This window comes from Streptomyces sp. NPDC050988 (assembly GCF_044456225.1).
Classification (GTDB): domain Bacteria; phylum Actinomycetota; class Actinomycetes; order Streptomycetales; family Streptomycetaceae; genus Streptomyces.
In genome coordinates, this window is the sequence record NZ_JBITFQ010000016.1 from 28,493 (window position 1) to 50,004 (window position 21,512).

At 70.1% G+C, this 21,512-nt stretch carries 20 protein-coding genes and 1 pseudogene; 9 read left to right on the forward strand and 12 right to left on the reverse strand.

Features of this window, described 5'->3' with window-relative positions; all coding sequences use genetic code 11:
• Nucleotides 1-186: 186 nt before the first annotated feature.
• On the forward strand, nt 187-624 hold the full coding sequence (locus ACIBEI_RS29340; protein ID WP_398893247.1) for an ester cyclase: 438 nt from the start codon (nt 187-189) through the stop codon (nt 622-624).
• 30 nt (nt 625-654) lie between these two features.
• Here the strand turns inward: ACIBEI_RS29340 and ACIBEI_RS29345 are convergent, their stop codons facing one another.
• Complete coding sequence (locus ACIBEI_RS29345) at nt 655-1,428, reverse strand: TetR/AcrR family transcriptional regulator (RefSeq protein WP_398893248.1); 774 nt, start codon at nt 1,426-1,428, stop codon at nt 655-657.
• Nucleotides 1,429-1,545: 117 nt separating this feature from the next.
• On the opposite strand from ACIBEI_RS29345, the gene ACIBEI_RS29350 reads away from it, so the two are divergent.
• Entirely contained in the window at nt 1,546-2,121 is a 576-nt protein-coding gene (locus ACIBEI_RS29350; RefSeq protein ID WP_398893249.1) for a cysteine hydrolase family protein, read from the forward strand.
• Nucleotides 2,122-2,229: 108 nt separating this feature from the next.
• Here the strand turns inward: ACIBEI_RS29350 and ACIBEI_RS29355 are convergent, their stop codons facing one another.
• Complete coding sequence (locus ACIBEI_RS29355) at nt 2,230-3,759, reverse strand: MFS transporter (RefSeq protein ID WP_398893363.1); 1,530 nt, start codon at nt 3,757-3,759, stop codon at nt 2,230-2,232.
• A gap of 322 nt (nt 3,760-4,081) precedes the next feature.
• Between ACIBEI_RS29355 and ACIBEI_RS29360 the strand changes: the two genes are divergently transcribed.
• Nucleotides 4,082-4,930, forward strand: a complete 849-nt coding sequence (locus ACIBEI_RS29360) for a PhzF family phenazine biosynthesis protein (protein ID WP_398893250.1) — start codon at nt 4,082-4,084, stop codon at nt 4,928-4,930.
• Nucleotides 4,931-4,959: 29 nt separating this feature from the next.
• Here ACIBEI_RS29360 and ACIBEI_RS29365 read toward each other — a convergent pair whose 3' ends face one another.
• Nucleotides 4,960-5,403, reverse strand: a complete 444-nt coding sequence (locus ACIBEI_RS29365; protein ID WP_398893251.1) for an Lrp/AsnC family transcriptional regulator — start codon at nt 5,401-5,403, stop codon at nt 4,960-4,962.
• A 198-nt stretch (nt 5,404-5,601) separates the two neighbouring features.
• Between ACIBEI_RS29365 and ACIBEI_RS29370 the strand changes: the two genes are divergently transcribed.
• Both ACIBEI_RS29370 and ACIBEI_RS29375 read left to right on the forward strand, forming a co-directional pair.
• Nucleotides 5,602-6,777, forward strand: coding sequence for a trans-sulfuration enzyme family protein (locus tag ACIBEI_RS29370; protein WP_398893252.1), 1,176 nt, complete (start codon nt 5,602-5,604; stop codon nt 6,775-6,777).
• A 39-nt stretch (nt 6,778-6,816) separates the two neighbouring features.
• Entirely contained in the window at nt 6,817-8,106 is a 1,290-nt protein-coding gene (locus ACIBEI_RS29375) for an amidohydrolase family protein (protein WP_398893253.1), read from the forward strand.
• Nucleotides 8,107-8,835: 729 nt separating this feature from the next.
• Here ACIBEI_RS29375 and ACIBEI_RS29380 read toward each other — a convergent pair.
• Entirely contained in the window at nt 8,836-9,183 is a 348-nt protein-coding gene (locus tag ACIBEI_RS29380) for an arsenate reductase ArsC (RefSeq protein ID WP_398893364.1), read from the reverse strand.
• 44 nt (nt 9,184-9,227) lie between these two features.
• On the opposite strand from ACIBEI_RS29380, the pseudogene ACIBEI_RS29385 reads away from it, so the two are divergent.
• Nucleotides 9,228-9,788, forward strand: a pseudogene (locus ACIBEI_RS29385) (methyltransferase domain-containing protein); the annotation flags it as partial.
• 216 nt (nt 9,789-10,004) lie between these two features.
• On the forward strand, nt 10,005-10,889 hold the full coding sequence (locus tag ACIBEI_RS29390; RefSeq protein WP_398893254.1) for a hypothetical protein: 885 nt from the start codon (nt 10,005-10,007) through the stop codon (nt 10,887-10,889).
• An 18-nt stretch (nt 10,890-10,907) separates the two neighbouring features.
• On the opposite strand, the gene ACIBEI_RS29395 is transcribed toward ACIBEI_RS29390, so the two are convergent.
• From ACIBEI_RS29395 to ACIBEI_RS29410, 4 genes are all read right to left on the reverse strand, one after another.
• Nucleotides 10,908-11,051, reverse strand: coding sequence for a hypothetical protein (locus tag ACIBEI_RS29395; RefSeq protein ID WP_398893255.1), 144 nt, complete (start codon nt 11,049-11,051; stop codon nt 10,908-10,910).
• Nucleotides 11,052-11,202: 151 nt separating this feature from the next.
• Entirely contained in the window at nt 11,203-12,096 is an 894-nt protein-coding gene (locus tag ACIBEI_RS29400; protein WP_398893256.1) for a dihydrodipicolinate synthase family protein, read from the reverse strand.
• Between the two features lie 39 nt (nt 12,097-12,135).
• Nucleotides 12,136-13,455: an aminotransferase class I/II-fold pyridoxal phosphate-dependent enzyme gene (locus tag ACIBEI_RS29405; RefSeq protein ID WP_398893257.1), complete on the reverse strand. Its 1,320-nt coding sequence runs from the start codon at nt 13,453-13,455 to the stop codon at nt 12,136-12,138.
• A 180-nt stretch (nt 13,456-13,635) separates the two neighbouring features.
• Complete coding sequence (locus ACIBEI_RS29410) at nt 13,636-14,481, reverse strand: oxidoreductase (RefSeq protein WP_398893258.1); 846 nt, start codon at nt 14,479-14,481, stop codon at nt 13,636-13,638.
• Nucleotides 14,482-14,587: 106 nt separating this feature from the next.
• On the opposite strand from ACIBEI_RS29410, the gene ACIBEI_RS29415 reads away from it, so the two are divergent.
• Nucleotides 14,588-15,502 (forward strand): LysR substrate-binding domain-containing protein, encoded by a 915-nt coding sequence (locus ACIBEI_RS29415; protein ID WP_398893259.1) that lies wholly within the window; start codon nt 14,588-14,590, stop codon nt 15,500-15,502.
• Nucleotides 15,503-15,561: 59 nt separating this feature from the next.
• Nucleotides 15,562-16,032, forward strand: a complete 471-nt coding sequence (locus ACIBEI_RS29420) for a hypothetical protein (protein WP_398893260.1) — start codon at nt 15,562-15,564, stop codon at nt 16,030-16,032.
• Between the two features lie 463 nt (nt 16,033-16,495).
• On the opposite strand, the gene ACIBEI_RS29425 is transcribed toward ACIBEI_RS29420, so the two are convergent.
• The 4 genes from ACIBEI_RS29425 to ACIBEI_RS29440 form a co-directional block, all read right to left on the reverse strand.
• Nucleotides 16,496-16,999 (reverse strand): hypothetical protein, encoded by a 504-nt coding sequence (locus ACIBEI_RS29425; RefSeq protein WP_398893261.1) that lies wholly within the window; start codon nt 16,997-16,999, stop codon nt 16,496-16,498.
• A gap of 504 nt (nt 17,000-17,503) precedes the next feature.
• Nucleotides 17,504-20,110, reverse strand: coding sequence for an FtsX-like permease family protein (locus tag ACIBEI_RS29430; protein WP_398893262.1), 2,607 nt, complete (start codon nt 20,108-20,110; stop codon nt 17,504-17,506).
• Nucleotides 20,107-20,889, reverse strand: a complete 783-nt coding sequence (locus ACIBEI_RS29435) for an ABC transporter ATP-binding protein (RefSeq protein WP_398893263.1) — start codon at nt 20,887-20,889, stop codon at nt 20,107-20,109. Before ACIBEI_RS29435 ends, ACIBEI_RS29430 begins: the two co-directional genes overlap by 4 nt.
• A 75-nt stretch (nt 20,890-20,964) precedes the next feature.
• Nucleotides 20,965-21,396, reverse strand: a complete 432-nt coding sequence (locus ACIBEI_RS29440) for a hypothetical protein (RefSeq protein WP_398893264.1) — start codon at nt 21,394-21,396, stop codon at nt 20,965-20,967.
• Nucleotides 21,397-21,512: the final 116 nt, after the last annotated feature.

The following is a 21,512-nucleotide window of genomic DNA, read 5'->3' on the forward strand; positions in this document are numbered from 1 at the left end:
TTCCGCGAAGCCGTTTTTGCTGAATCTCATGGCGAACCGAGCGCTCGTTTCCCTGTTCTGGGGCGCCATGCGGGCGCCTCGGGCCTTTCTTGACCTTGACGCAACGGCAGGGTTTCTACTGAGAGCCATACGGATCGGAGCGATCACCGCGCTCGCCGGGGCGATCCCCCTGGAAAGGACACCGAGATGGCCGAGAGCAACACCACCACCGAGAAGAACCTGGCCCTGCTGCGCACGGCCTACAGGACGCTGGAGCGCGGCGACCTGGACGCGTGCGTAGAGATGCTGACGGAGAACTTCATCGCCAACGTCCCCGGCGTACCCGACCCGCTGCACGGTCCGGAGATCTGGCGGATGGGGGCTCAGGCCATGTGGGAGGGCTTCCCCGACCTGCGGATCAGCGTCGAGGACATGTTCGGCGCCGACGACAAGGTGGCCGTACGGGTCCACTTCCGCGGAACGCATCGAGGCGACTTCCAAGGAGTCCCGGCGACGGGTCGAGAGGTCAGCTTCCGGAGCGTCGAGCTCTACCGCATCGAGGGCGACAAGATCGCCGAGGAGTGGGTCGCCCCGGACATGATCAGCCTCATGCAGCAGATCTCGCCCGCGCCGGCCGACCACTGACGCCGGCTCTCCAGCGACGTCAGGACGGGATCAATCCGTACGGGGCGCGAGCAGGCCGTCGACGACATCGCGGAGCGGACCGAGGAGCTCGTCCGACGTCGCGTCACGCAAGGGTTGCAGGCCCACGGCGGAGCGTACGACGGCGACGCCGACGCCGAGTGCGACCAGCAGTTCAGCCCTCAGCAGGCGTTCGTCGTGGTTGTGCAGCAGGCATTCGCCGTCGTGCGGCAGGTGTTCGTCGTCGTTGTGCCGCAAGCGTTCGCCGTCGTGCGGCAGGTGTTCGTGGTCCCCGTGCGGCAACGGCGTACCCGAGGCTTCGAGCACTTGTCGGCTGAACTCCTCCAGGGCCTGCCGGCGCAGTTCGTCCACCTGCTCGTCGCCGGTGTTGCGCAGCAGCATCAGCACGGGGTGCTCGCCGAAGTCCGGCCAGGCCCCGGCCGCCAGTTGAAGGCTGAGCGCCTCGGCGAGAGTGTCCCGGTCCTGAGGGAAGTCGCCGTCGCGCCCGAGGAACCGGGGCGCCGACGCCAGCGACGCCTTGAAGAGACCCTCCTTGGAACCGAAGTACCGCTTGATGAGGGCAAGGTTGACCTCGGCGTCCGCGGCCACGTCACGCAGTGTCGTGCGCTCGTACCCCAGCCGGATGAACCGGCTGCGCGCGGCCTGGAGCAGTGCCTGCCGCGTCGCTGCCGCATCCCGTCGCCGACGCTGCCCGGACGACGGTTCTGCCGACGGTTCGGCCGACGGTCCGGCAGAGCGTCCATCAGCCTCGTCGTCCGGCGATGTGCCGGTTGCCCTCGTCGTCATCGGAGACCCTTCTCCCCTCATGTAATCGCTTGTTGACAAGGTCCTGGAGCAGACTTACGTTATCAAGTAATCAACTGATGACTTATTGCGCGGCGCGCCGCGGGAGGAAGCACAGCGATGACCCAGCAGGCGCTTCTCGTCATGGATGTCCAACAGGTCGTCGTCGATCGCTACCACGATCCCGACTACCTGCCACGCCTGCGGAAGGCGGTCGACGCCGCGCGCGCGGCCGGTGTTCCCGTGATCTACGTCGTGGTCGGGTTCCGCCCCGGGTATCCGGAGATCAGCACGCGGAACAAGATGTTCGGCCGACTCGCCGGCGCCTCGGCGGCGGGTGCCGGTGCGGGTGCGGGTGCGGGTGGCGAGGAACTGGCCGTCCGTGTCCATCCGGACGTGGCACCCGGGCCGGGCGAGGTCGTCGTCACCAAGCGACGCGTCAGCGCTTTCTCCGGCAGCGATCTCGATGTGGTTCTGCGGGCCGGTGACATCAGCCACCTGGTCCTGACGGGCATCGCCACGAGCGGCGTCGTCCTGTCCACCCTCCGCCAGGCGGCCGACCTCGACCTCGGCCTCACCGTCCTGGCCGACGGCTGTCTGGACAGCGACGCGGAAGTGCACCGGCTCCTCACGGAGAAGGTGTTTCCTCAGCAGGCGGAGGTCACGACGGTGGCCGACTGGGCGGCTGCGCTCTGACACTGCTTCTGCCTGTGCGCCACGGTGCCGCGCGTCGGCCCTGGCGCGGGCGGCCCGGCCGTTCACTGAGGTCGGTGTCAAAGTGGCCGCGCCGGGCGGAAGTTGTGCTCAATGTCGTACGGGGGCCTGCGCGGGTGTCTCGTCGGCCGCCGCTGCCTGGCCGCCCGGGTGGCGCAGGGCGCAGAGGTAGCCGATGCCCAGCGCGACGGCCATGCCGTAGAACACCCACTGGTTGGCCTCGGCGAAGTCCATGCGGATCGAGGACATAGCGTCGCGCATGGTCGTCGCGACCGGGCCGTCGCCGGTGGGAGTGCGGGCGTCCGCCTGGCCCGTGATCGACTGCGTCACGTCCCGGGCCACGGAGTCCACCTGGTCCGGCGGTACTCCGCGCTTCTGGAGGGTGTCCACGACGTTGTCCGTCATGGTGTGCGTCAGCATGGTGCCGAAGACGGCGAGTCCGATGCTGGCCGCGTAGTTGCGGACGGTCTGGGTGATGCCGGTGACTTCGCCGTAGGAGGCGTCGATCGCCCGGTTGACGGCGTCCGTCGAGGCCGGGGCGAGGATGAAACCGATGCCCGCGCCGGCGAGCGCGACGTACGGCCACTGGTCGTGCATGGACAGGTCGGTCAGTTTGCCGGCCCAGAGCGCGAACCCGACGGCGCCGACCACGCAGCCGATCTTCAACGTGGGGCGGGCGCCCCGCTTGTCGAGGATGCGGCCGCCCCACTGGGAGGCAATGGCGAACCCCACGAAGAAGTACAGCAGGTAGAGGGCGGCCTGGTTGGCCGAGGCGCTGAGGGAGACCTGGGCGTAGACCGAGGCGAAGAAGAACACGGGGACGAACGCCAGCATGGCGAAGAAGAGCACCAGCGAGTCCACCGTGAAGGCGCGGTCGCGGAAGACCGACAGGTTGATCAGGGGGTGGCGGGTGCGAAGTTCGTGGCGGCAGAAGACGTACAGAACCGCGAGGCCGCCCACGATGCAGGCCCAGGTCGCCGCGCTGTCCCAGCCCCAGGCCCCCGCCTGCTGGAACCCGAGCACGCTCGTGCCCATGCCGACGGCGATCAGCACAGCGCCCTTGACGTCCAGCGGTTCGTCGCGTCGCCGGTCGGAGATGTGGGCGAGCGCGGTGAGGATCAACGCCACGACGGCGACGGGGACGTTGACCCAGAAGATCGCCCGCCAGGTCCAGGTGGTCAGCCAGCCGCCGAGCAGCGGTCCCACCGCGGTGAGAGCACCGGTGAGGCCGAAGAACAGGGCCAGGGCGCGCCCGCGCCGCTCGATCGGGAACACCGCCACGACCACCGCGAGCGCGGCGGGGAAGAGCAGCGCCGCTCCGAGGCCCTGGGTCGCGCGGAAGGCGACGAGCCACGTCAGCGCGTAGTCCCCGTCCGGTACGCACCCGCACATCGCGGACGAGATGACGAAGATCAGGGTGCCTGCCACAACGACACGACGTGGTCCCCACAGGTCGGCGAGGCGCCCGCCGACGGCGAAGAACGCGGCCAGGGACAGCAGATAGGCATTGACCACCCACTGCATGCCGGAGGCGGACAGGCCGAGTTCGGAGACGATGTCGGGCGCCGCGATCGACACGATCGTCTGGTCGATGAACGTCATCGCCACCGCGAACATCATCGCCGCGAGCGCCAACGGCTGGGAGGCCGCGCGTCCGGCGCCCGATGTGCCCTCGTTGCGTTGCGCGTGCGTACGGCTCACCGGGCCAGTCTGCGTCCGGACCGGTACCGCCGCACCCGGAGCACTTCCCAACGGGGCACAAGCAAGGACTGACTGCGAAACCGCCGCGCACACAGCGCCCCTCGCCCTCAGGTCCCGGTCAGTCAGTCCACTGTGTTGCGACTGGCCCTGTCCCAGCCCCACGGGCGCCCCTTGGGATGGATCTGCCTCCGCCAACGGGCGGACGCGCAGTATCCGCCGGCGCCGCTACGAAAGGCCCTTGATGACCATGCCGCGTACCCGCTCGTTCGTGCAGGTCGACGTGTTTTCCACGAGCCCCTTTTCCGGTAACCCGGTCGCGGTCGTCCTGGACGGAACGGACCTGACCGACGAGGACATGCAGCGCCTGGCGCGTTGGACGAACCTGTCCGAGACGACGTTCGTCCTGCCCCCGACGACGCCGTCGGCGGACTACCGGCTGCGGATCTTCACACCCGGGGGCGAGTTGCCGTTCGCAGGGCACCCCACTCTCGGCTCCGCGCGCGCCTGGCTGGACGGCGGCGGCACACCGCGGCACGCCGACCACGTCGTGCAGGAATGCGCCGCCGGCCTGGTCACCGTGCGCCGGGGCGAGGACACCCTGTCCTTCGCCGCACCGCCCCGCGTGCGTGAAGGCGCGCTCGACGACGATGACCTGGACCGGTTCGTGGCCGCGTTCGGCATCACGCGGGACAGGGTCGTGGCCCACCAGTGGGTCGACAACGGTCCCGGCTGGGCCGTGATCCACCTGCCCACGGCCGAGGAGGTCCTGGCCCTCGAACCCGACCTCTCCCTCATCCCGGACGCGATGGTCGGCGCGATCGGGGCCTGTCCCGACGGGTCCCCGTACCGCTTCGAGATGCGTACCTTCGCCCCCGGCGTCGGCGTACCCGAGGACCCCGCGTGCGGCAGCATGAACGCCGCCGTCGGCCAGTGGCTCACGTCCACCGGCGCCGCGCCCTCCTCCTACCGGGTCTCCCAGGGCACACGACTGGGACGGGCCGCGAGCATCGAGATTACCGCCGATACGGACGGCACGGTCTGGGTCAGCGGCGCCGCCGTGATCCGTATCCGGGGCACCATCACGCTCTGACCGCCCCCCGCGGCGTGGGGACGGGACCGTCATGTGGTGTCGGCGGTGAGTGTCTTCATCGTGACGTAGCTGGTCACTGTGGCCACGGCGGGCAGGGTGGCCAGCTGGTTCGCGTGGAAGTCCTCGTAGGCGGGCAGGTCGGCCACCTCGACCTGGAGGAGGTAGTCGAAGTTGCCGGTGATGTGGTGACAGGCGACCACCTCGGGCAGCTGGGTGACTCCCCGCTCGAACGCGACCACGTCCGCGCGGGTGTGCCGTACCAGCCGGACACCCGCGAAGACCCGCAGGCTGCGGCCGACCGCGGCGGGATCGATCAGCGCCCGGTAGCCGCGGATGACCCCGGCCTCCTCCAGCTGACGCACGCGCCGCAGACAGGGCGACGGCGACAGCCCGACCCGGGCGGCGAGCTCGTTGTTGCTGATGCGGCCGTGTTGCTCGAGTACGGCCAGAATCGACCGGTCCACGTCATCCATGATGGCAGATTATTGCGCCCAGATCTTACCTACCACAATCACGAGCCCGTACTCGGCGCAATTTGCTGCCAAAATTGCCGAGATGCGGTCGCATCGGACCGTCGGTCGGTCACGCTTCATGGAGCCGGACCTCGTGGATTCACACCTCAGTGCATTCACACCTCATAGGTCACACCGCCGGTCCACGGAAGGGCAGCCATGCCGGGCAAGAGCACCATCACCGTTCACGCCGATCGCGATGTCCAACCCAGCCGTGCCGTGGCCCCGCCCATCTACCAGACGGCGGCGTTCTCGGCCGAGGACGCCGAGACGTTCGCGCAGGGCGCCGTGGAGCCGCGGGGCAAGGACTTCTACACCCGCTTCGGCAACCCGAACCACGCGCAAGTCGCCGCCGTTGTCGCCGAGTTGGAGAACACCGAGGCGGCCATGGTCACCGCGTCCGGGATGGCCGCGCTCACCACGGCCGTCCTGGCCCTGGTGTCCGCCGGTGACCACGTCATCGGTCAGCGGTCCACCTACGGCGGTACGGCGTCGGTGCTGCTGAACCTGCTGCCGCGTCTCGGCGTATCGACCACGCTGGTGGACCAGACCGACCCGGAGGCGTTCGCGAGGGCGCTGACCCCGCAGACCCGCCTGATCCTGGTGGAGACCCCGAGCAACCCTCTGCTGCAGATCACCGATCTGCGCGCCGTCGCGGACCTGGCCCGCGCGCACGACGCACTGACCATGGCGGACAACACCTTCGCCACCCCACTGAACCAGCGGCCGACGGACTTCGGCATCGATCTGGTCTGGCACAGCGCGACCAAGTACCTCAACGGCCATTCGGACGTCTCCGCCGGAGTACTGGCCGGACCGGCGAAGGTCCTCGACCGAATATGGGACGTCGGCCTGCTCACCGGTGCCACGCTCGGCCCGATCGACGCATGGCTGCTGCTGCGCGGCATGCGCACCCTGCCGCTGCGGGTGCCGCGGCACAACGCCAACGGCCTGGCACTGGCGGAGGCGCTGAACGCACATCCGGCAGCGGCGAAGGTGCACTATCCCGGTCTGGCGAACCACCCCCAGCACAAGCTGGCCGTCGACCAGATGAGCGGTTTCGGCGGGGTGCTCGGCATCGAGTTCGCGGGCGGTTTCGACATGGCCGAGGCCTTCCTCGGCCGACTGCGCTACCCCCGCCGCTCGGCCAGCCTCGGCGGTGTGGAGTCGCTGGCCGTGCATCCGGCGTCCATGTGGCGCGGAATGCTCAGCGAGGAACAGCTCGCGGAATCGGTTCCGCCCGGCCTGGTCCGGCTGGCCGCGGGCACGGAGGACACAGCGGACCTGGTCGCCGACGCGCTCGCCGCGGCCGACGCGGTGCTCACCACGGCGTGATCCTCAACCATCCGCAAGCCTCTGTGAAGGAGCTCTGCCATGAAGACCCTGCTCACCGGCGGCACCGTCGTCAGCATGGACCCGGCCGTCGGCGATCTCGAACGCGGTGACGTGCTGATCGAGGACGGCGTGATCGTCGAGGTGGCCGCGAACATCGACGCGCCGGACGCCGAGGTGATCGACGCGACGGACCGGATCGTCATGCCCGGCTTCGTCGACAATCACCGCCACTCCTGGCAGACCGCGTTCCGGGGCGTCGGCGCCGACTGGACGTTCCCCGAGTGGGCGCTGGCCATGCACCGCACGGTCAAACCCCACTACCAGCCCGAGGACGTCTACGCGGGCACCCTGCTCGGCCGTCTGGAGGCCCTGCACTCCGGCGTGACCACGATGCTGGACTGGTACCACGTCGCGCAGAGCCACGCGCACGAGGACGCCGCCGTCGCCGCGCTGCGGGACGCGCCGGGCCGGTCGATCTTCTGCCTCGGCGCCGGCTGGGGCACCGCCGCCCCCGTGGACGCCGACATCCGCCGCGTCCGCTCCGACCTGGCCGGGGAAGGTCTGGTCACCATGGCGCTGGGGCTGCGCGGCCCCGACGACACTGGTATGGACACCGTCGCCCGCGAACTGAAACTGGCGGCCGAACTCGGCCTGCGCACCAGCCTGCACGTAGAAGCGAGCGGGACGGTCGCCGACCTCCACGAACACGGCCTGCTGCGGGACACCACCACGTTCGTACACGCCAACGGGATCAGCGACGAAGAGCTGCGGATGCTCGCCGACGCGGACGCTTCCCTGTCGATCAGCCCGGACGTCGAGTTGAAGATGGGCTTCGGATCGCCCGTCACCGGCCGGGCGTTGGCCGCCGGACTGCGCCCGACGCTGTCCATCGACGACGTCCCGTCGGTCGGCGGCGACATGTTCTCCACGATGCGTACGGCCTTCGCAGTGCAGCGCGGCCTGGACGGCGGCCTGCGCTCCCGGGACCTGCTGGAATTCGCCACCGTCGACGCCGCCCGCTCCTGCGGGCTCGACACCCGCACGGGCAGCATCACGCCCGGCAAGGACGCCGACATCATCCTGCTGCGCACCGACGACCTGACCGTGTTCCCGGTCACCGACCCGGTCGCCACCGTCGTCAGCGCCGGCCATCCCGGCCTGGTGGACACCGTTCTCGTCGCCGGCCGCGTCGTCAAACGCGACGGCGTGCTGCTGGGCGTGGACCTGCCGGCGCTGAGGACCCGTCTGCTCGAATCCCGCAACCGGATCGCGGCGGTCGCCGGGGTACCGCTCGACGGCACATGGCGCCCACGGCCGGAATCGGAGTAGGAGCACGTGGCTGGGCACGTCGGAACCGGGCTCTGCCTGCGATCCCGGGAAGTGGTCACGAGGCACCACTGCGGTGCTCGACTGTGAGGGTTCGCGCCGGCGTGAGACCACGCACACGCCCGACGCAAGGCGGGCCAGGGGACGAGCCCGCGTCCCTGTTCTGAAGCGGGGTGCCCGTTGCGGCTGCGCTCGATCGAGTCCAGGACGCCATCGCCATCGCAGCCTCGCCAGCGCGACCTCGCCACCGCGCCACCGCTGTCCGCGACGCATTCCGCCGACCGCCTCGGCCATCGCCCCCGCCTCGGCCATCGCCCGCGCGGCGGGCGTGGACCGCTCCTGCCTCTACCGCCACCGGGACCTGCTCGCCCCGGTCCACGCCGCCGAATTCGGGCCCGCCGTACACGAACCGGCGGGCGTCACCCCCCGTCAGCCGTGCCTCGTTCCAGGCCGATCTCGCCAGGGCCCGAGCGCGCAACACCCGGCTCACCGCCCGTATCCGGCAACCGGAGAGACACCTGTCAGAGGCCCTGGGAGAACGGGTCTGGCGCGAGTCGGGCCTCGGCGCACACCCGCAGACGTCGACGAACTCCTGCGGACGATCACCCGCCTGGAACTGCGGACCGTCGATCCGAGGGTGTCGCCGGAGGAGCGCGAGGCCGGACTGAAGGCTGCCCGGGATGCCGATCGGAAGTTGACCAGGACCTTGCACCGGTGCGAGTGATCTTGCCGTCAGCCGGGAGCCACTTCCATGATCAGCGCCTGGACGCGGGTCTCGATCGCGTCGCGGATGGGTCGCACTGCCTCGACGCCCTGCCCGGCGGGGTCGTCGAGCTTCCAGTCGAGGTACCGCTTGCCGGGGAAGACGGGACAGGCGTCGCCGCACCCCATCGTGATCACGACGTCGGACGCCTGGACGGCCTCCGTCGTGAGGATTTTCGGGGACTCTGCGGCGATGTCGACACCGACCTCGCTCATCGCTTCGACGACGGCCGGGTTGACGCTGTCCGCGGGGGCCGAGCCGGCTGAACGGACTTCGATGCGGTCGCCCGCGAGGTGGGTGAGGAACGCGGCTGCCATCTGGGAGCGGCCGGCGTTGTGGACGCAGACGAACAGCACCGACGATGCTCGCCCTCGCCGTGGCCAACGCGACGAAGGCGAGCGCGACGAACGTGGAGTTCCTCAAGGGCACCATCGAGGCGATCCCGCTGCCCGCGAACACGATCGACGTGGTCATCTCGAATTGCGTGATCAATCTGTCCACCGACAAGTCGGCCGTGTTCGCCGAGACCTTCCGCGTGCTCAAGTCCGGCGATCGCCTGGGCGTCTCCGACGTCGTCGCCGACGACACCCTCACCGCCGAGCACCGGGCCGAGCGCGGCGACTACGTCGGCTGCATCGCCGGCGCGCTGTCCTTCGCCGAATACCGCGCGGGCCTGGAGGCGGCCGGCTTCACGGACATCGAGATCACCCCGACCCACGCGGTCGCCGACGGCATGCACTCCGCCATCGTCCGCGCCACCAAGCCGCCCACCGCCACCGCCCCGGACGGCGCCAAGGTGTCCGCGGCGGAGAGCTCGTGCTGCGGCGTCACCGACTGCCGCACCCCGGCCGAGCGGGCGACCGACCCGTCCGTCACCGTCGGCGCGGCCAAGAACGCCTCCGGATGCGCCTGTCAGAACTGACAAGACCTCCCTCGGGAGGGCGCTGTCGCTCGATTCTGGTCACCGATGCGGTGCGCAGTCAGTCCTGAGACGTGATCGTGGGCCTGTGGCCGGATTCGTCGATGCCCCCTTCCCCGCCCTCTCGGTCAAGCGGTACTCCTTGCCGGGACGCAGGGCGGCCCCAGGCAGGGAAGGGACACTGCGATGACTCATGCGCGGCGTTACGGCCGAGGAGACATGGAAAGTGCCGCATCCGGCGATTCGGCCGCCTGCGGCCAGGCGGAGATGACCTCGTTCGACGAGGTGTACGACCAGCCGGACCCCAGGGACTTCTTCCGCCTCCTGGGCCGCTGGGACTATCAGACGCCTCACCATGCGCAGGGGGTGTTCCGGCGCGTGGCCGCCGCCCGCACACGAACCCTCCGCGCCGCCGCCCCACTCACCGTGCTGGACATTTGCTGCTCGTACGGCGTCAACGCGGCACTTCTCAACCACAGCCTCACCCTGGACGACCTGTATGCCCACTACACGTCCTCGCAGGCAGCAGCGCTCACCACGGCGGAGCTGATCGAGTGGGACCGTGCCTACTACGCGGCCCACCGACATCCCGACGCGCACCGGGTGATCGGGCTCGACATCGCCGCGAACGCCATCTCCTACGCTCTCGCCGTCGGCCTGCTGGACGAAGGCTTCACCGAGAACCTCGAAGCGGCTCCGCACACCCGCGCTCTCCTGCGGGCCGTGCAGCCAACCCGCCTGGTCACCGTCACGGGCGGAGCGAGCTTCCTGTCCCCGCGCACCTTTCGACCGCTCCTCACCGCGGCTCACGAACCGGTGTGGATCGCGGCGTTCGTGCTGCGTACCGGCTCCTACCACCGCATCGCCGACGGGCTGACACCGTACGGCCTCATCACCGAGAAGGCGGCAGCCCCGACCTATCGGCAACGCCGCTTCACGAGCGTGCGTGAGCAGCGGTACGCCATCACCGCGGTGACTGCCGCCGGCGAGGACCCCCGGGGCAAGGAGACCGGCGGCTACTTCCACACCGCACTGCACCTGTCACGCCCCCCGAAAGACGCCACAGCCCTTCCGCTCACCACTTTCACGTCCGAGAGCGCGTGAGCACACGCGAAACGTGTCTCAACGGTCGCGGCAACCCGATGAAACCAGCGGCCGGGCGACGAAGGGCCCGAGCAGGTGCGGAGCGGTGACGCGGGCGTCGAGTACTCCGGCCGGCGTGCCGGAGCCGCCGGAGGAGGTGACGAGGGGAACGACGGCGACCACGGCTCCGCCGTCGGCGGTGCGGGCGAGTGCGGCGGCGATGACGTGGCGCGCCAGGCAGCCGCTGCCTCGTCCGGGCAGCAGCTGCCTCGTCCGGGCGCGGTCGGGGCTTGCGACGTCCGCGCTGTGTGCTGCTGCCCCATGAGGTCCACGCTCAGGAGGTGAGCTGGAGGGCGTCCAGAGTGGCGGCGACCTCGCGGCGGGCGGTCTCGTCCAGCCCCCGCAGGGGACGCGGCAGGTTCGGTTCTCCCGCCAGGCCGAGGTGGGAGGCGGCGGCCGACATGACGCGCAGGCTGCCGTGGCGACGGAAGAGGACCCACAGCGGTTCGAGTGCTGCTGACAGATCCACCGCTTGGCCCGCGTGGCCGGCCTGGGCAGCGCGGGTGAGGGCGAGGGCGGTCCCCGGGAAGGTGCCGCCGAGGACCGAATACCAGGCGTCGCACCCGGAGTTCAGCCCGCGGGCCGCCGTCCAGTCGCCGCTCACCCCGACGGTGACCGTGTCGGGGATCAGCGCGCGCAGCGCGTCGACGCGGAGCCCGGCCTCGCGCGGATCGTCGGGCACACCGGGTATCTTGATCGAGCCGACGTTCGGCAACTGCGCGATGCGGCCGTGCAGTTCGTCGGTGAAGTGCACGTGCGTCGTACCGGGGTTGTCGTACACGCACAGCGGTACGGAGAGCTCGCGCGTGACGTCCTCGTACAGGCCGAACACCTCGTCCTCGGTGAGCGGTTGATACGTCATCGGGGCGAGCAGCACTCCGGAGGCGCCCGCCTTCTGGGCGTCCTCGGCCAGCTCCAGCACTTGCGAGGTGCGCAGCGCGCCGATACCGACGATGACGGGAACCCCGTCGGCGGCCTCGACAGCGATCTTCGCGGCGTGCGCGCGCTGCTCTCGGGTGAGATAGGCGTAACCGCCGGTGGAGCCGAGCGCGCCGATGGAGTCCACGCCGGCTGCGGCGAGGCGGGCGACGAGAGCCGCGTACGCCACTTCGTCGATGCCCTGCTCGCTGGTGGGTGTGAGGGGGAAGGCGCTCAGGCCGCGGAACATGTTGGCTCCTTCACTGAGTTGGGTGGGAATTCGTGATGGTCAGGTGGCCGTCGAGCGCAAGTCCGCGACGACCGCGGCGAGTTCGACGGCGAAGGCCTCGGCCTGTGGCTCGGTGACGGTGGAGGCGGTGACCCGGATCGCCCCCCGATGGGCGGCCGGATCCGGCGCGAAGAGGTGACCTGCCCGTACCGCCCAGCCCCGCTGCGCCAGAGCGGCGACCGCGGCTCGCCCGTCGACGTCGAGTTCGACCCACACGTTCAACCCGTCGGGCCGGTACGGGACTTCGATGCCGTGGGCGCGCAGTCGCTCGACGAGCAGGCCGCTGCGCTGTGCGTAGACCTCGCGGGCCTGTTCATGGAGTTCGTGGACACGGGGATCGAGGAGGAGTTCACGGGTCGTGTGTTGCAACAGGCGGCTGACCCATGTGGTGCCGGCGCTCAACCGCGCTGCCAGGCGCGCGGTGGTCTCGGCGTCGGCGGCGACGAGGGCCAGACGCAGATCAGGTCCGAGGAACTTGGACACGGACCGCACCAGTGCCCAGCGCGCACTGTTCGGTGGCGTGATCCGGTGGTAGGGCCGGGCGGAGACCGCCGAGAAGTGGTCGTCCTCGATCACGAGGACCTGGGGGTGCTCCGCCAGGATCGCCCGCAGGTCGACTGCCCGTTCCTCGGTGAGACTCGCGCCGGTCGGGTTGTGCGCCCGGGGCGTGCAGACGACCGCGCGGGCACCGGCTTCCAGGGCGGCCCGCAACGCGTCGGGGCGCATGCCGGCGCCGTCGACCTCGACGGGCGCCGAGCGGTAGCCGTTCAGCCGCAGGGTGCCGATGCTCGCCAGGAAGCAGGGGTCCTCGATCGCCACCAGATCCCCGCGGGTGAGGTGAGCGGTCAGAAGTCGTTCGGTGGCATCCACCGCTCCATGCGTCACCAGCGTGCGGAACGAATGATCGATGTCCTCGGCGAAGTCGGCACGCGCCCAGGCGTCCAGCCCGGCGTCGTTGGCGGGCACGCCGTACAGCGGCCGGCTGTACTCACCGCGCCGGGCGGCGGCCAGGATGTCGGGCAACAGCCTCGGGTCGGGATTGCCGCCGGCCAGGTCGACGCGATCGCCACCGACAGCGACGCCTTCGCGTGCGAGCTGCGGTACCGCCGCGATCACCGTGCCTCCGCGGCCCCGTGTCTCGGCCACTCCCGCCTCGACAAGCCGCCGGTAGGCAAGGGCGACCGTGTTCCGGTTGACCCCCAGCTCGGCCGCGAGCGCGCGCACCGGGGGCAGACCCGTGTGCGGGACCAGCTCGCCTGATGCGACCTGGTCCCGCACACTCCCTGCGATCTCAGCCGCAGTAGTGCCCCTGATGCGCACGTGATCATCTCCGCCCGAACACAGGATTCGTCCTATGCCATAGTTTGTCCTATACCAAACACAAGGCAGAGGTGACCGCCGTCGCCAACGTCACGTCGCGGGGTCCCCTTGCCAGGACAAGGCGGTGAGTTCACCGGGCACAGGGCCCGGCCCTCCCCCGGCCCTCCCCGTGCCCTGCTGTCACTCCGTGTCGAAGTCCGTCCCCCGGGAGACCTCCTCCCACTCGGTGAGCTCGGCCCGCACGGAGTCCAGGTGTGTGGTCAGGAAGCCGACCGCGTCTGCGCCGAGGGCAAGGCGGAGCGGGGTCTTCTCTGCGTCCAGAGCCAGCCGGATCGCCGCCGCGGCCTTCGCCGGGTCACCGGGCTGACTGCCGCCGCTGCCCTGCACCATCTGCCGGGTCGCGCCGACCTTCTCGCTGTACGCCGGGTTCTCCTGGGAGAAGTACGCCGCGCCCTTGCCGAACAGGTTGGTACGGAACGAGCCGGGCTCCACGATCAGCACCGTGATGCCGAACGGCGCCACCTCGTCGGCCAAGCCCTCCGACAACTGCTCCAGCGCCGCCTTGGTCGCGCTGTACGCGGAGAACCCGGCGAAGGACAACTGCCCGCCGAAGCTGCTGATGTTCACGACCGATCCGCTGCCCCGCTCCCTCATCTGCGGCAGCAGCGCCCGGGTCAGCCGCGCCGGGCCGAACACGTGCAGCTCGAACAGGTCACGCAACTCCCGGTCGGTGGTCTCCTCGAACGCCCCCACCTGGGTACGGCCGGCATTGTTCACCAGCACGTCCACCCTTCCGTAGCGGGCCAGGACGTCGGCGGCCACCACATCGATCCGCTCGCCGTCGGTGACGTCCAGGCTGATCGCCTCGACGCGGTCCGGATGGGCGGCGACCAGGTCGTCCAGCGCCCCGGTCCGCCGGGCCGTGCCGATCACCGTGTCGCCGGCTGCGACCGCGGCCTGCGCGATGGCCCGCCCGAAACCGCTGCTCGCGCCGGTGACCAGCCAGACCTTGGCGTCCCCACTCATCTTCGTCTCCCTCGTCAACTGCCGTTCGGGACCGCCCCGTCGACCGGTCCCATCCTTCGCCAGGCACCAGGGCGGCGTCCAAGTCCCGTTGTGATAGCCATGAGTTATGAACGTCCACGGACGCGACCTGTACTACTTCATCTCGGTCGCCGAGGAGTTGAGCTTCACCCGCGCCGCCGAGCGACTGTTCGTCTCCCAGCCCGCGCTGAGCAAGCAGATACGGATGCTGGAGAGGCAACTGGGCGTGGTCCTGTTCGAACGGGACCGGCGGACAGTGCGGTTGACCGCGGTGGGCGAAGCGCTGTTGCCGCACGCCCGCGCGGTGCTGGCCGCCTGGCATGTGGCGGAGGCGGCGGTGGAGGAGGCGAAGACCGCCGAGCAGCGCACCCTGGTGATCGGCATGTCCACCAGTCCCGGCCACGGGCTGCTGCCCGCCCTGCGGACCCGCCTCGTCTCCCGGCACCCGGACGCACAGCCCGTCCTGCGCCAGGTCAACTGGGCCGATCCCACGGCCGGGTTGGCGGACGGATCCAGCGATGTCGCCTTCGTCTGGCTGCCGCTGCCCGACGGCGACCGTTACCGGTATGCGGTGGTGGCCCGCGAGCCTCGGCTGGTCGCGCTCCCGGACGGACACCCCTTGGTGGCGCGGGCCGCGTCCGACCCCGAGGGAAAGGTCGACTTCGCCGACCTGCTGGAGGAGCCGTTCCTCGCCCTCCCCCCGGAGGCCGGCCCGCTGCGGGACTACTGGCTGGCCCTGGACGCCCGGGACGGTCGCCGGCCGCGGATCGGCGGGGTGGTGGCCAGTGCGGAGGAGACCTACGAGGCGGTCGCCGGCGGCCAGGGAGTGGCGCTGCTGGCCACCGGCAACGCCCCGCTGGTCGTCCGGGACGAGGTGACCGCCGTGCCGGTCCGGGGTGTTTCCCCGTCCCGACTTGCGGTGGCCGCCTGCCGGGACGACCGACGGACACTGGTTCTCGCCTACCTCGCCGCCGCACGGGAGGTAGGCGCCACCACCTGTTGATCAGGCGCCCGAGGGTCGGGGTGTGAGAGGGTGCGGTTCGATCCGGGACAGGGGGAAGTGTGGGGCTGGTCTACGGCTACGACATCTATCTGCGTCCTCGGAATGTCGCCAGGGCGTTGGCCAATCTGGCAGAGCTGGCGGCACCGGACCGTGCCGTACCACCACTTGAGGTCACCCTGCCCGGCGGTGACCGGCTCGTCCTCCCGTTCACGTCCCACTTCGAGAGCGAGCCGGTCGACTGCTCGTCGAGCAGCACGCTCGAACTCGACACGTCCCTCATGTTCGACGTCGATGACGCACTGCGTGAGTACGCGCGCCCGAACGGTCCTCAACCCGAGGCGGACGGGCGCATCAGGATCGGGTACATCTACGCGACCCTCCCACTGCCCGTTCCGGGGAAAGGCTCTGTGCCCGAAGCCCTATCTTCACCTATCGTCCCACCGGATGCGCTCACCCAACCCAGGTGTGATCTCAGTCATGCAGTCCCGCAGGAAAAGGAATGCCATGGATCGCCACCACGACACACCTGAACCAAGAGATGCCGCGGGTAGGGGCGCCGTCGCAAGCGCCGCGATGCCGCCGCCCGGACTAGTGCTCTGACCTCATTGGTTCGCCGGGTCGGACGTCGTGGCGGTTGGACGTGCGGTGACGTCCGACCCGACTGCTGGGGGCGCGGTGGCTGAGCATGTCCGTGTACGCAGACCGACCGACCAGGAGGGGGCAGAAACTGCAGCAGATCGTGCGTCATGGCAGCACCAGCTCGGTGCGTTTCCGACGCGCTGCTGGCCTCGGCCGTGGCCGACGAGATCGGCAAGGGGAACGCATTCGCATGAGGGCGCACCAACATGGCCGATTGCGCCCTCATGCATCACTTGGGGGAACGACCCACACTGAGCGCAGCCACGGAAGCTCCTGCACTCGGAGCCGCCATCCTGGAGGTGGCCCCGTGCTCAGCGTCCATGGCCGCACGGCGAATCGGGGGCAGTGTTTCCGCTATACGACATAGCCGAACCAGGTGAAGGTGGTCGAGGAGGGGACACCATTGCCCCAGTCCGACATGAAGATGCCGGCGCCGGAATAGACGCCGAGGTAAAGGTGGTTCTGGTTCTGCATGTGTTCGTTGTCCGCGGTCCAGAACTGCCCCGACCGGTCACCCCCGCAGGGGGCCATCGAGACGGTGTACCTGCCGCTCGCGTAGTCCGAGGTGAGGCAATCTCCGCTGGCGTTGTTTACGAGCCGGCGCATCGCGTGCCCGTTCCAGGTGTTCGTCTCTGTACCCCAGTGCCACAGATGGTTCGTCCCCGTGCACGAGCCCGTTACGGGGGCTCCACCAGGAGCTGCTCTCAGGCAGTTGCCTTGGTAGCCGCTGACGTACTCCCAGGTCGTGCCTGCGGATGCGGATGCGGATGCCGGTGTAAGGGCGCCGGTGATGGCGAGGAGGAACGCGGCGATGGCCGCGGGCATCGCCAGTCTCAGTCGAGCTCTCCAAGAGGTCATGGGCAGAACTTCTATATGATCAATCGTGAACAATGGCCCATGCCCAGGTAGATGTGCGTGAACATCGCACTAGTGTTTAGCGTCGCGCATGTACAGACCCATCACTCAGGCCGACGTCACGTTGCGTCTCGCCTCGATCGTCTCTCCGCCTGCAGGTGCGACACCCCCCACAACCGAGGCCAAATCCCCCCACGACCGCCTCCTACGCCCCGGACAGCATCAAAGCCCCGCTGCCTTGAGAAGCGTTGGCCGCCGACGTCCGACCCGGCGAACCAATGCGGTCAGATCACTAGCCCTCCAGGGGGTCCATGACCGGCTGGAGCTGGGGAGGGGGGAAAGCGTCTGAGCGAGGACACCGGGGTCGCGATGGGGAGGCAACAGCCAAAGGTGGCGGGGGACTTGAGGCTCACCAGCCTGGGTTGCCGTGCGAGGCCTTGCTGGGACAGGTCATGGACCGTGTGGCCCGGCGAGGGGGCGCGCCCGGTACGGCGCGCCCGCCTCGGCTCAGTCGGTGGTGCCCAGTGCCGCGACCGGGCTGACCCGGGCCGCGCGGCGGGCGGGCAGCAGGCCGGCGAGCGCGGTGATGCCCACCAGTCCCGCGAAGACCGCCAGCAGTTGCCCGACGGGCAGGAGCAGCGGCGCGCCGATGTTCAGTACCCGGACCGCCAGCCAGGCGTAGGGCACGCCGAGGGCCAGGCCGAGGACGCCGCCGAGGACCCCGTACAGGCCGGCCTCGATGCCGATCATGAAGCGCAGCCCGGAGCGGCCGAGGCCCAGCGCCCGCAGCAGTCCCGACTCGCGGGTGCGTTCCAGCACGGTGAGCCCGGTCGTGGTGGCGACGCCGACGACGGCGATGAGCACGGTGAGCCCGAGCAGACCGAGCGCCGAAGTGGCCGCCACCTCAAGGTCGGCGCTGCTGTCGTCGCGGTCCTCGGCGAGGATGGTCAGGGAGGCGTGGGTGTTCGGGCCGACGGTCTTCTCGATCGCCCGCACCGCCGCGTTGCGGGCTGTCTGCCCGCCCTTCGCGGCGTTCGCCAGGATGCCGGTCGGCCGCGACGAGGCGCCCATTTTCTCCAGGTCGGCGGGTACGGCGATCAGGTCGGCCCTCATGGGTGCTTCGCTGGGCAGCGTGGCGGCGACGGTTTCCCGGACGGTGCCCTTCGTGGGCGTGGTGATCGTGATGCTGTCACCGGCCGTCACGCCGAGCAGCTCGGCGAGCCGGGCGTTGACGATCACTCGGCCCGGACCGAGATCGCTCAGCTCGCCGGTGGCCGTGTACAGCTGCCGTGAGGTGGGCAGTGCGGCCAGGTCCAGGTCGGTGGCACGCACGTCGGCCCCGTCGATGGAGATGTCGGTCATGCGGTAGTCGGTCGCGTCGACCAGCTGCGGCAGGGCCTTGACCCGGCGTACGGCCTCGGCGCCGAGGCCGTCACTGCCGCCGTTCCCACGACCGTCACTGCTACTGCCGCTGTCACTGACTCTCAGGTCGAAGTCCGCCGGGGCCGTGAGGGCGAGGTCCCGATCCGCCCAGCCCCGCAGGCTCGCGACGCCGACGAGGGTGCCGGAGACCAGGGTGACGCCGAGCGCGACGACGACCGACACGGCTGCGGCGCGGCGCGGGGTGCCGCCGATCCCGCCGACGGCGAGTGTGCCGGTGGGCCCGAGCCGGCGCAGCGGCCACCCGACGGTGGCCAGCACCGGGCGTACGAGCAGCGGGCCGAGGGCGATCAGCGCGAGGAAGGCCAGCCCGCCCGACGCGACGGTCACCATCAGGCCCGTGGACGCGTCGTAGTTCGCGTCGCCCGGTTCGGGCATGTCGAGGAAGACCAGGCCGATCAGGAGGGCGGCGGCCGCGGCGAGGAACAGGCCGGAGCCGACGCGTATCAGGCCGATGCCGCGTTCCCCCGACACGGTGCCGGCGCTGCGCAACGCCTGCAGAGGGGAGACGCCGGCGGCGGACAGCGCGGGGGCGAGCACCGCGCCCACTGTCACCAGCACGGCGCCGAGCACCACCGCCAGGGCCGCGGGCACGGGCACCCCGGGAGCCTGGAGGGTCTGCCCGGCGGCGCCCGCGATCACCGGGGCGGCGTGTCCGGCACCGAGCGCCAGCAGGACGCCGGCCGTACCGGAGGCAAGGCCCACCAGCGCGCCCTCGACGGCGAGTGCCCGGACGAGCTGGCCTCGCCTGGCTCCGATGGTGCGCAGGAGCGCCAGTTGGCCCAGCCGCTGCGCGAAGACGATGCGGAACGTCGACGTCGCGACGAGGGCGGCGGCGACCACGGCGATCGCCAGGAACATCGCGATGAGCTGGAAGACTTCCGCGTACTGCTCGGCCGCGTCGTTGGCCTCCTGGGTCCGCACGGTGTCGCCGGGGGTGATCACGGCAGCCGCGCCGTCAGCGCCCTGAAGCACTGGAGACAGCCGCTCGGACAGGGCTTCGGCGGACACCCCGGGTTCCGCGCGGATGTCCAGCTGCGGATACTCCTTCATGTCGCCCAGCGAGTTGATGGTGGCGGCAGGGGCGTAGCCGGTGGCCTGCCGGTCGGAGTCCGCCCGCACCACGGCCGTGACGGTCATGGTGACCGTCGTCGTCCCGCCGTCCTCGCCCTTCGGGAAGAGGATGCCGACACGGTCGCCGGGCTCGATCTCGAACCGCTGCGAGGCCTGGCGGTTCACGGCCATCTCCCGGGGACCGTCCGGGTAACTGCCCGCCACGACCTGAACCCGTGACAGCCGCCCGGTGCCCGGGTCGCCCTGAAGCTCCAGGTAGTGCGGGGAGACACCGGCGAGCGACACCCCGATCTCCGTCCGGGCCGCGACCTCGGCCACGCCGGGCACCGCCCGGACCGCGTTGATCTTCGCGTCGGTGATGGCCGACTCGTCCCCGCCCCCGTTCGCCGTGACGATCAGGCTGGTCGCCTCGGGGGTGCCGCTGAAGCGGTCGAGGGCGGTCCGTTCGGTGATCTGCTGGGCCATCACGGTGCCGAACACGACGAACGCGGCGACGACCACCGCCAGACCCGTCATGACGAGCCTGCCGGGCCGGACCAGCACTCCAGCAAGCTGGGTGCGCAGCACGGCGGCGTTGCCGGTGCCCCGTCCGCGGCTCATCGGGTACCCGCCATGCTTCGCAGCGCGTCGGTGACCGACGCCGGGGTCGGGGCGTCCAGGTCGCCGACGATCCGGCCGTCGGCCAGGACGAGGACGCGGTCGGCGTAGGCAGCGGCGCCCGCGTCGTGGGTCACCATGACGACGGTCTGTCCGAGGTCGCGCACCGAGTCGTGCAGGAAGCCGAGCACCTCCGCGCCGGAGCGCGAGTCCAGGTTGCCGGTGGGCTCGTCGGCGAAGACCACAGCGGGCCGCGACGCCAGCGCCCGGGCCAGCGCGACCCGTTGCTGCTGGCCACCGGAGAGCTCACTGGGCCGGTGGGTCAGCCGGTCGCCGATGCCCAGCACGCCGGAGAGGTGGTCGAGCAGTTCTCGGTCGATGGGCCGGCCGGCCAGGTCGAGCGGCAGCGTGATGTTCTGCAACGCGGTCAGCTGCGGCAGCAAGTTGAACGACTGGAAGACGAAGCCGATCTTGTCGCGCCGTACGGTGGTCAGTGCACGGTCGGACAGGCCGGTGAGATCAGTACCGTCGAGCAGCACCCGCCCGGAGGTCGCGGTGTCGAGTCCGGCCAGGCAGTGCATGAGGGTGGACTTGCCGGAACCCGACGGTCCCATGATGGCGGTGAACCGCGCGCGGGCGAAGCCGACGGTGACCCCGTCCAGGGCTCGTACTCCGGTGTCACCCTGGCCGTAGACCTTGACGAGGCCCTCCGCGCCGACGGCGACATCGCCGTCGTCCCGGGAAATTCCTTCATTGTCGTGCGCAGCGGCGCGGGTACTCATTTCCTGCTTCCCCTCAACTGCTTTACGGGTTATGACTTACGGCGTATGACTTGCGGCTTTTCGACGTGGAAGGCGTCAGGCCGGGATGGGCGGGAACACGAGGGTGCGCTTGACGTCGGTGCAGTGCGAATTCGCCTGCTGCGACATATCGGCCATCTCCGCCTTGGTCGGCATCTCGCCCTTTCCCGTCAGGTGGGTGGCCATCGCGCCCTCGTAGCGGCCGATCTGGCCCGCGAGGTAGCCGTCCTTCATCTCCGCGTAGCGCAGTTCGCGCACGTCCTTCAGCCACTTCGTGACGGTGGACTTGTCCTGCTTCTGCGCCTCGTCGATGATCTTCTGGGCCAGGGCGCAGTCGGCCTCGGAGGCCTGGCTGGGGAGATTGCGCTGATGCCACCAGTAGGCACCGCCGGCTCCTACCGCCAGAATCGCGACCGCCACGATTCCGAGTACCAGCGCCTTTGCCTTCAGGCTTCCGGTCGTGCCGGTCTGCATTCCAGATGCAGTCATGTGAGGCCTCCAGAGAATTGTCGGGACACGTTCGTTCGTGTCATCGACGATTCTTGTCAGGCAGGCTTTTCGGCACATCGGATCGGGACACGACCTCCGAGGCCGGGCACGTACGA

What these genes read in the sequence shown, in the direction of transcription:
- ACIBEI_RS29340 (WP_398893247.1), top strand. Translation starts at nt 187, where the DNA reads ATGGCCGAGAGCAACACCACCACCGAGAAGAACCTGGCCCTGCTGCGC.
- ACIBEI_RS29345 (WP_398893248.1), bottom strand. Translation starts at nt 1,428, where the DNA reads ATGACGACGAGGGCAACCGGCACATCGCCGGACGACGAGGCTGATGGA.
- ACIBEI_RS29350 (WP_398893249.1), top strand. Translation starts at nt 1,546, where the DNA reads ATGACCCAGCAGGCGCTTCTCGTCATGGATGTCCAACAGGTCGTCGTC.
- ACIBEI_RS29355 (WP_398893363.1), bottom strand. Translation starts at nt 3,759, where the DNA reads ATGATGTTCGCGGTGGCGATGACGTTCATCGACCAGACGATCGTGTCG.
- ACIBEI_RS29360 (WP_398893250.1), top strand. Translation starts at nt 4,082, where the DNA reads ATGACCATGCCGCGTACCCGCTCGTTCGTGCAGGTCGACGTGTTTTCC.
- ACIBEI_RS29365 (WP_398893251.1), bottom strand. Translation starts at nt 5,403, where the DNA reads ATGGATGACGTGGACCGGTCGATTCTGGCCGTACTCGAGCAACACGGC.
- ACIBEI_RS29370 (WP_398893252.1), top strand. Translation starts at nt 5,602, where the DNA reads ATGCCGGGCAAGAGCACCATCACCGTTCACGCCGATCGCGATGTCCAA.
- ACIBEI_RS29375 (WP_398893253.1), top strand. Translation starts at nt 6,817, where the DNA reads ATGAAGACCCTGCTCACCGGCGGCACCGTCGTCAGCATGGACCCGGCC.
- ACIBEI_RS29380 (WP_398893364.1), bottom strand. Translation starts at nt 9,183, where the DNA reads ATGGCAGCCGCGTTCCTCACCCACCTCGCGGGCGACCGCATCGAAGTC.
- ACIBEI_RS29390 (WP_398893254.1), top strand. Translation starts at nt 10,005, where the DNA reads ATGGAAAGTGCCGCATCCGGCGATTCGGCCGCCTGCGGCCAGGCGGAG.
- ACIBEI_RS29400 (WP_398893256.1), bottom strand. Translation starts at nt 12,096, where the DNA reads ATGTTCCGCGGCCTGAGCGCCTTCCCCCTCACACCCACCAGCGAGCAG.
- ACIBEI_RS29410 (WP_398893258.1), bottom strand. Translation starts at nt 14,481, where the DNA reads ATGAGTGGGGACGCCAAGGTCTGGCTGGTCACCGGCGCGAGCAGCGGT.
- ACIBEI_RS29415 (WP_398893259.1), top strand. Translation starts at nt 14,588, where the DNA reads ATGAACGTCCACGGACGCGACCTGTACTACTTCATCTCGGTCGCCGAG.
- ACIBEI_RS29425 (WP_398893261.1), bottom strand. Translation starts at nt 16,999, where the DNA reads ATGACCTCTTGGAGAGCTCGACTGAGACTGGCGATGCCCGCGGCCATC.
- ACIBEI_RS29430 (WP_398893262.1), bottom strand. Translation starts at nt 20,110, where the DNA reads ATGAGCCGCGGACGGGGCACCGGCAACGCCGCCGTGCTGCGCACCCAG.
- ACIBEI_RS29435 (WP_398893263.1), bottom strand. Translation starts at nt 20,889, where the DNA reads ATGAGTACCCGCGCCGCTGCGCACGACAATGAAGGAATTTCCCGGGAC.
- ACIBEI_RS29440 (WP_398893264.1), bottom strand. Translation starts at nt 21,396, where the DNA reads ATGACTGCATCTGGAATGCAGACCGGCACGACCGGAAGCCTGAAGGCA.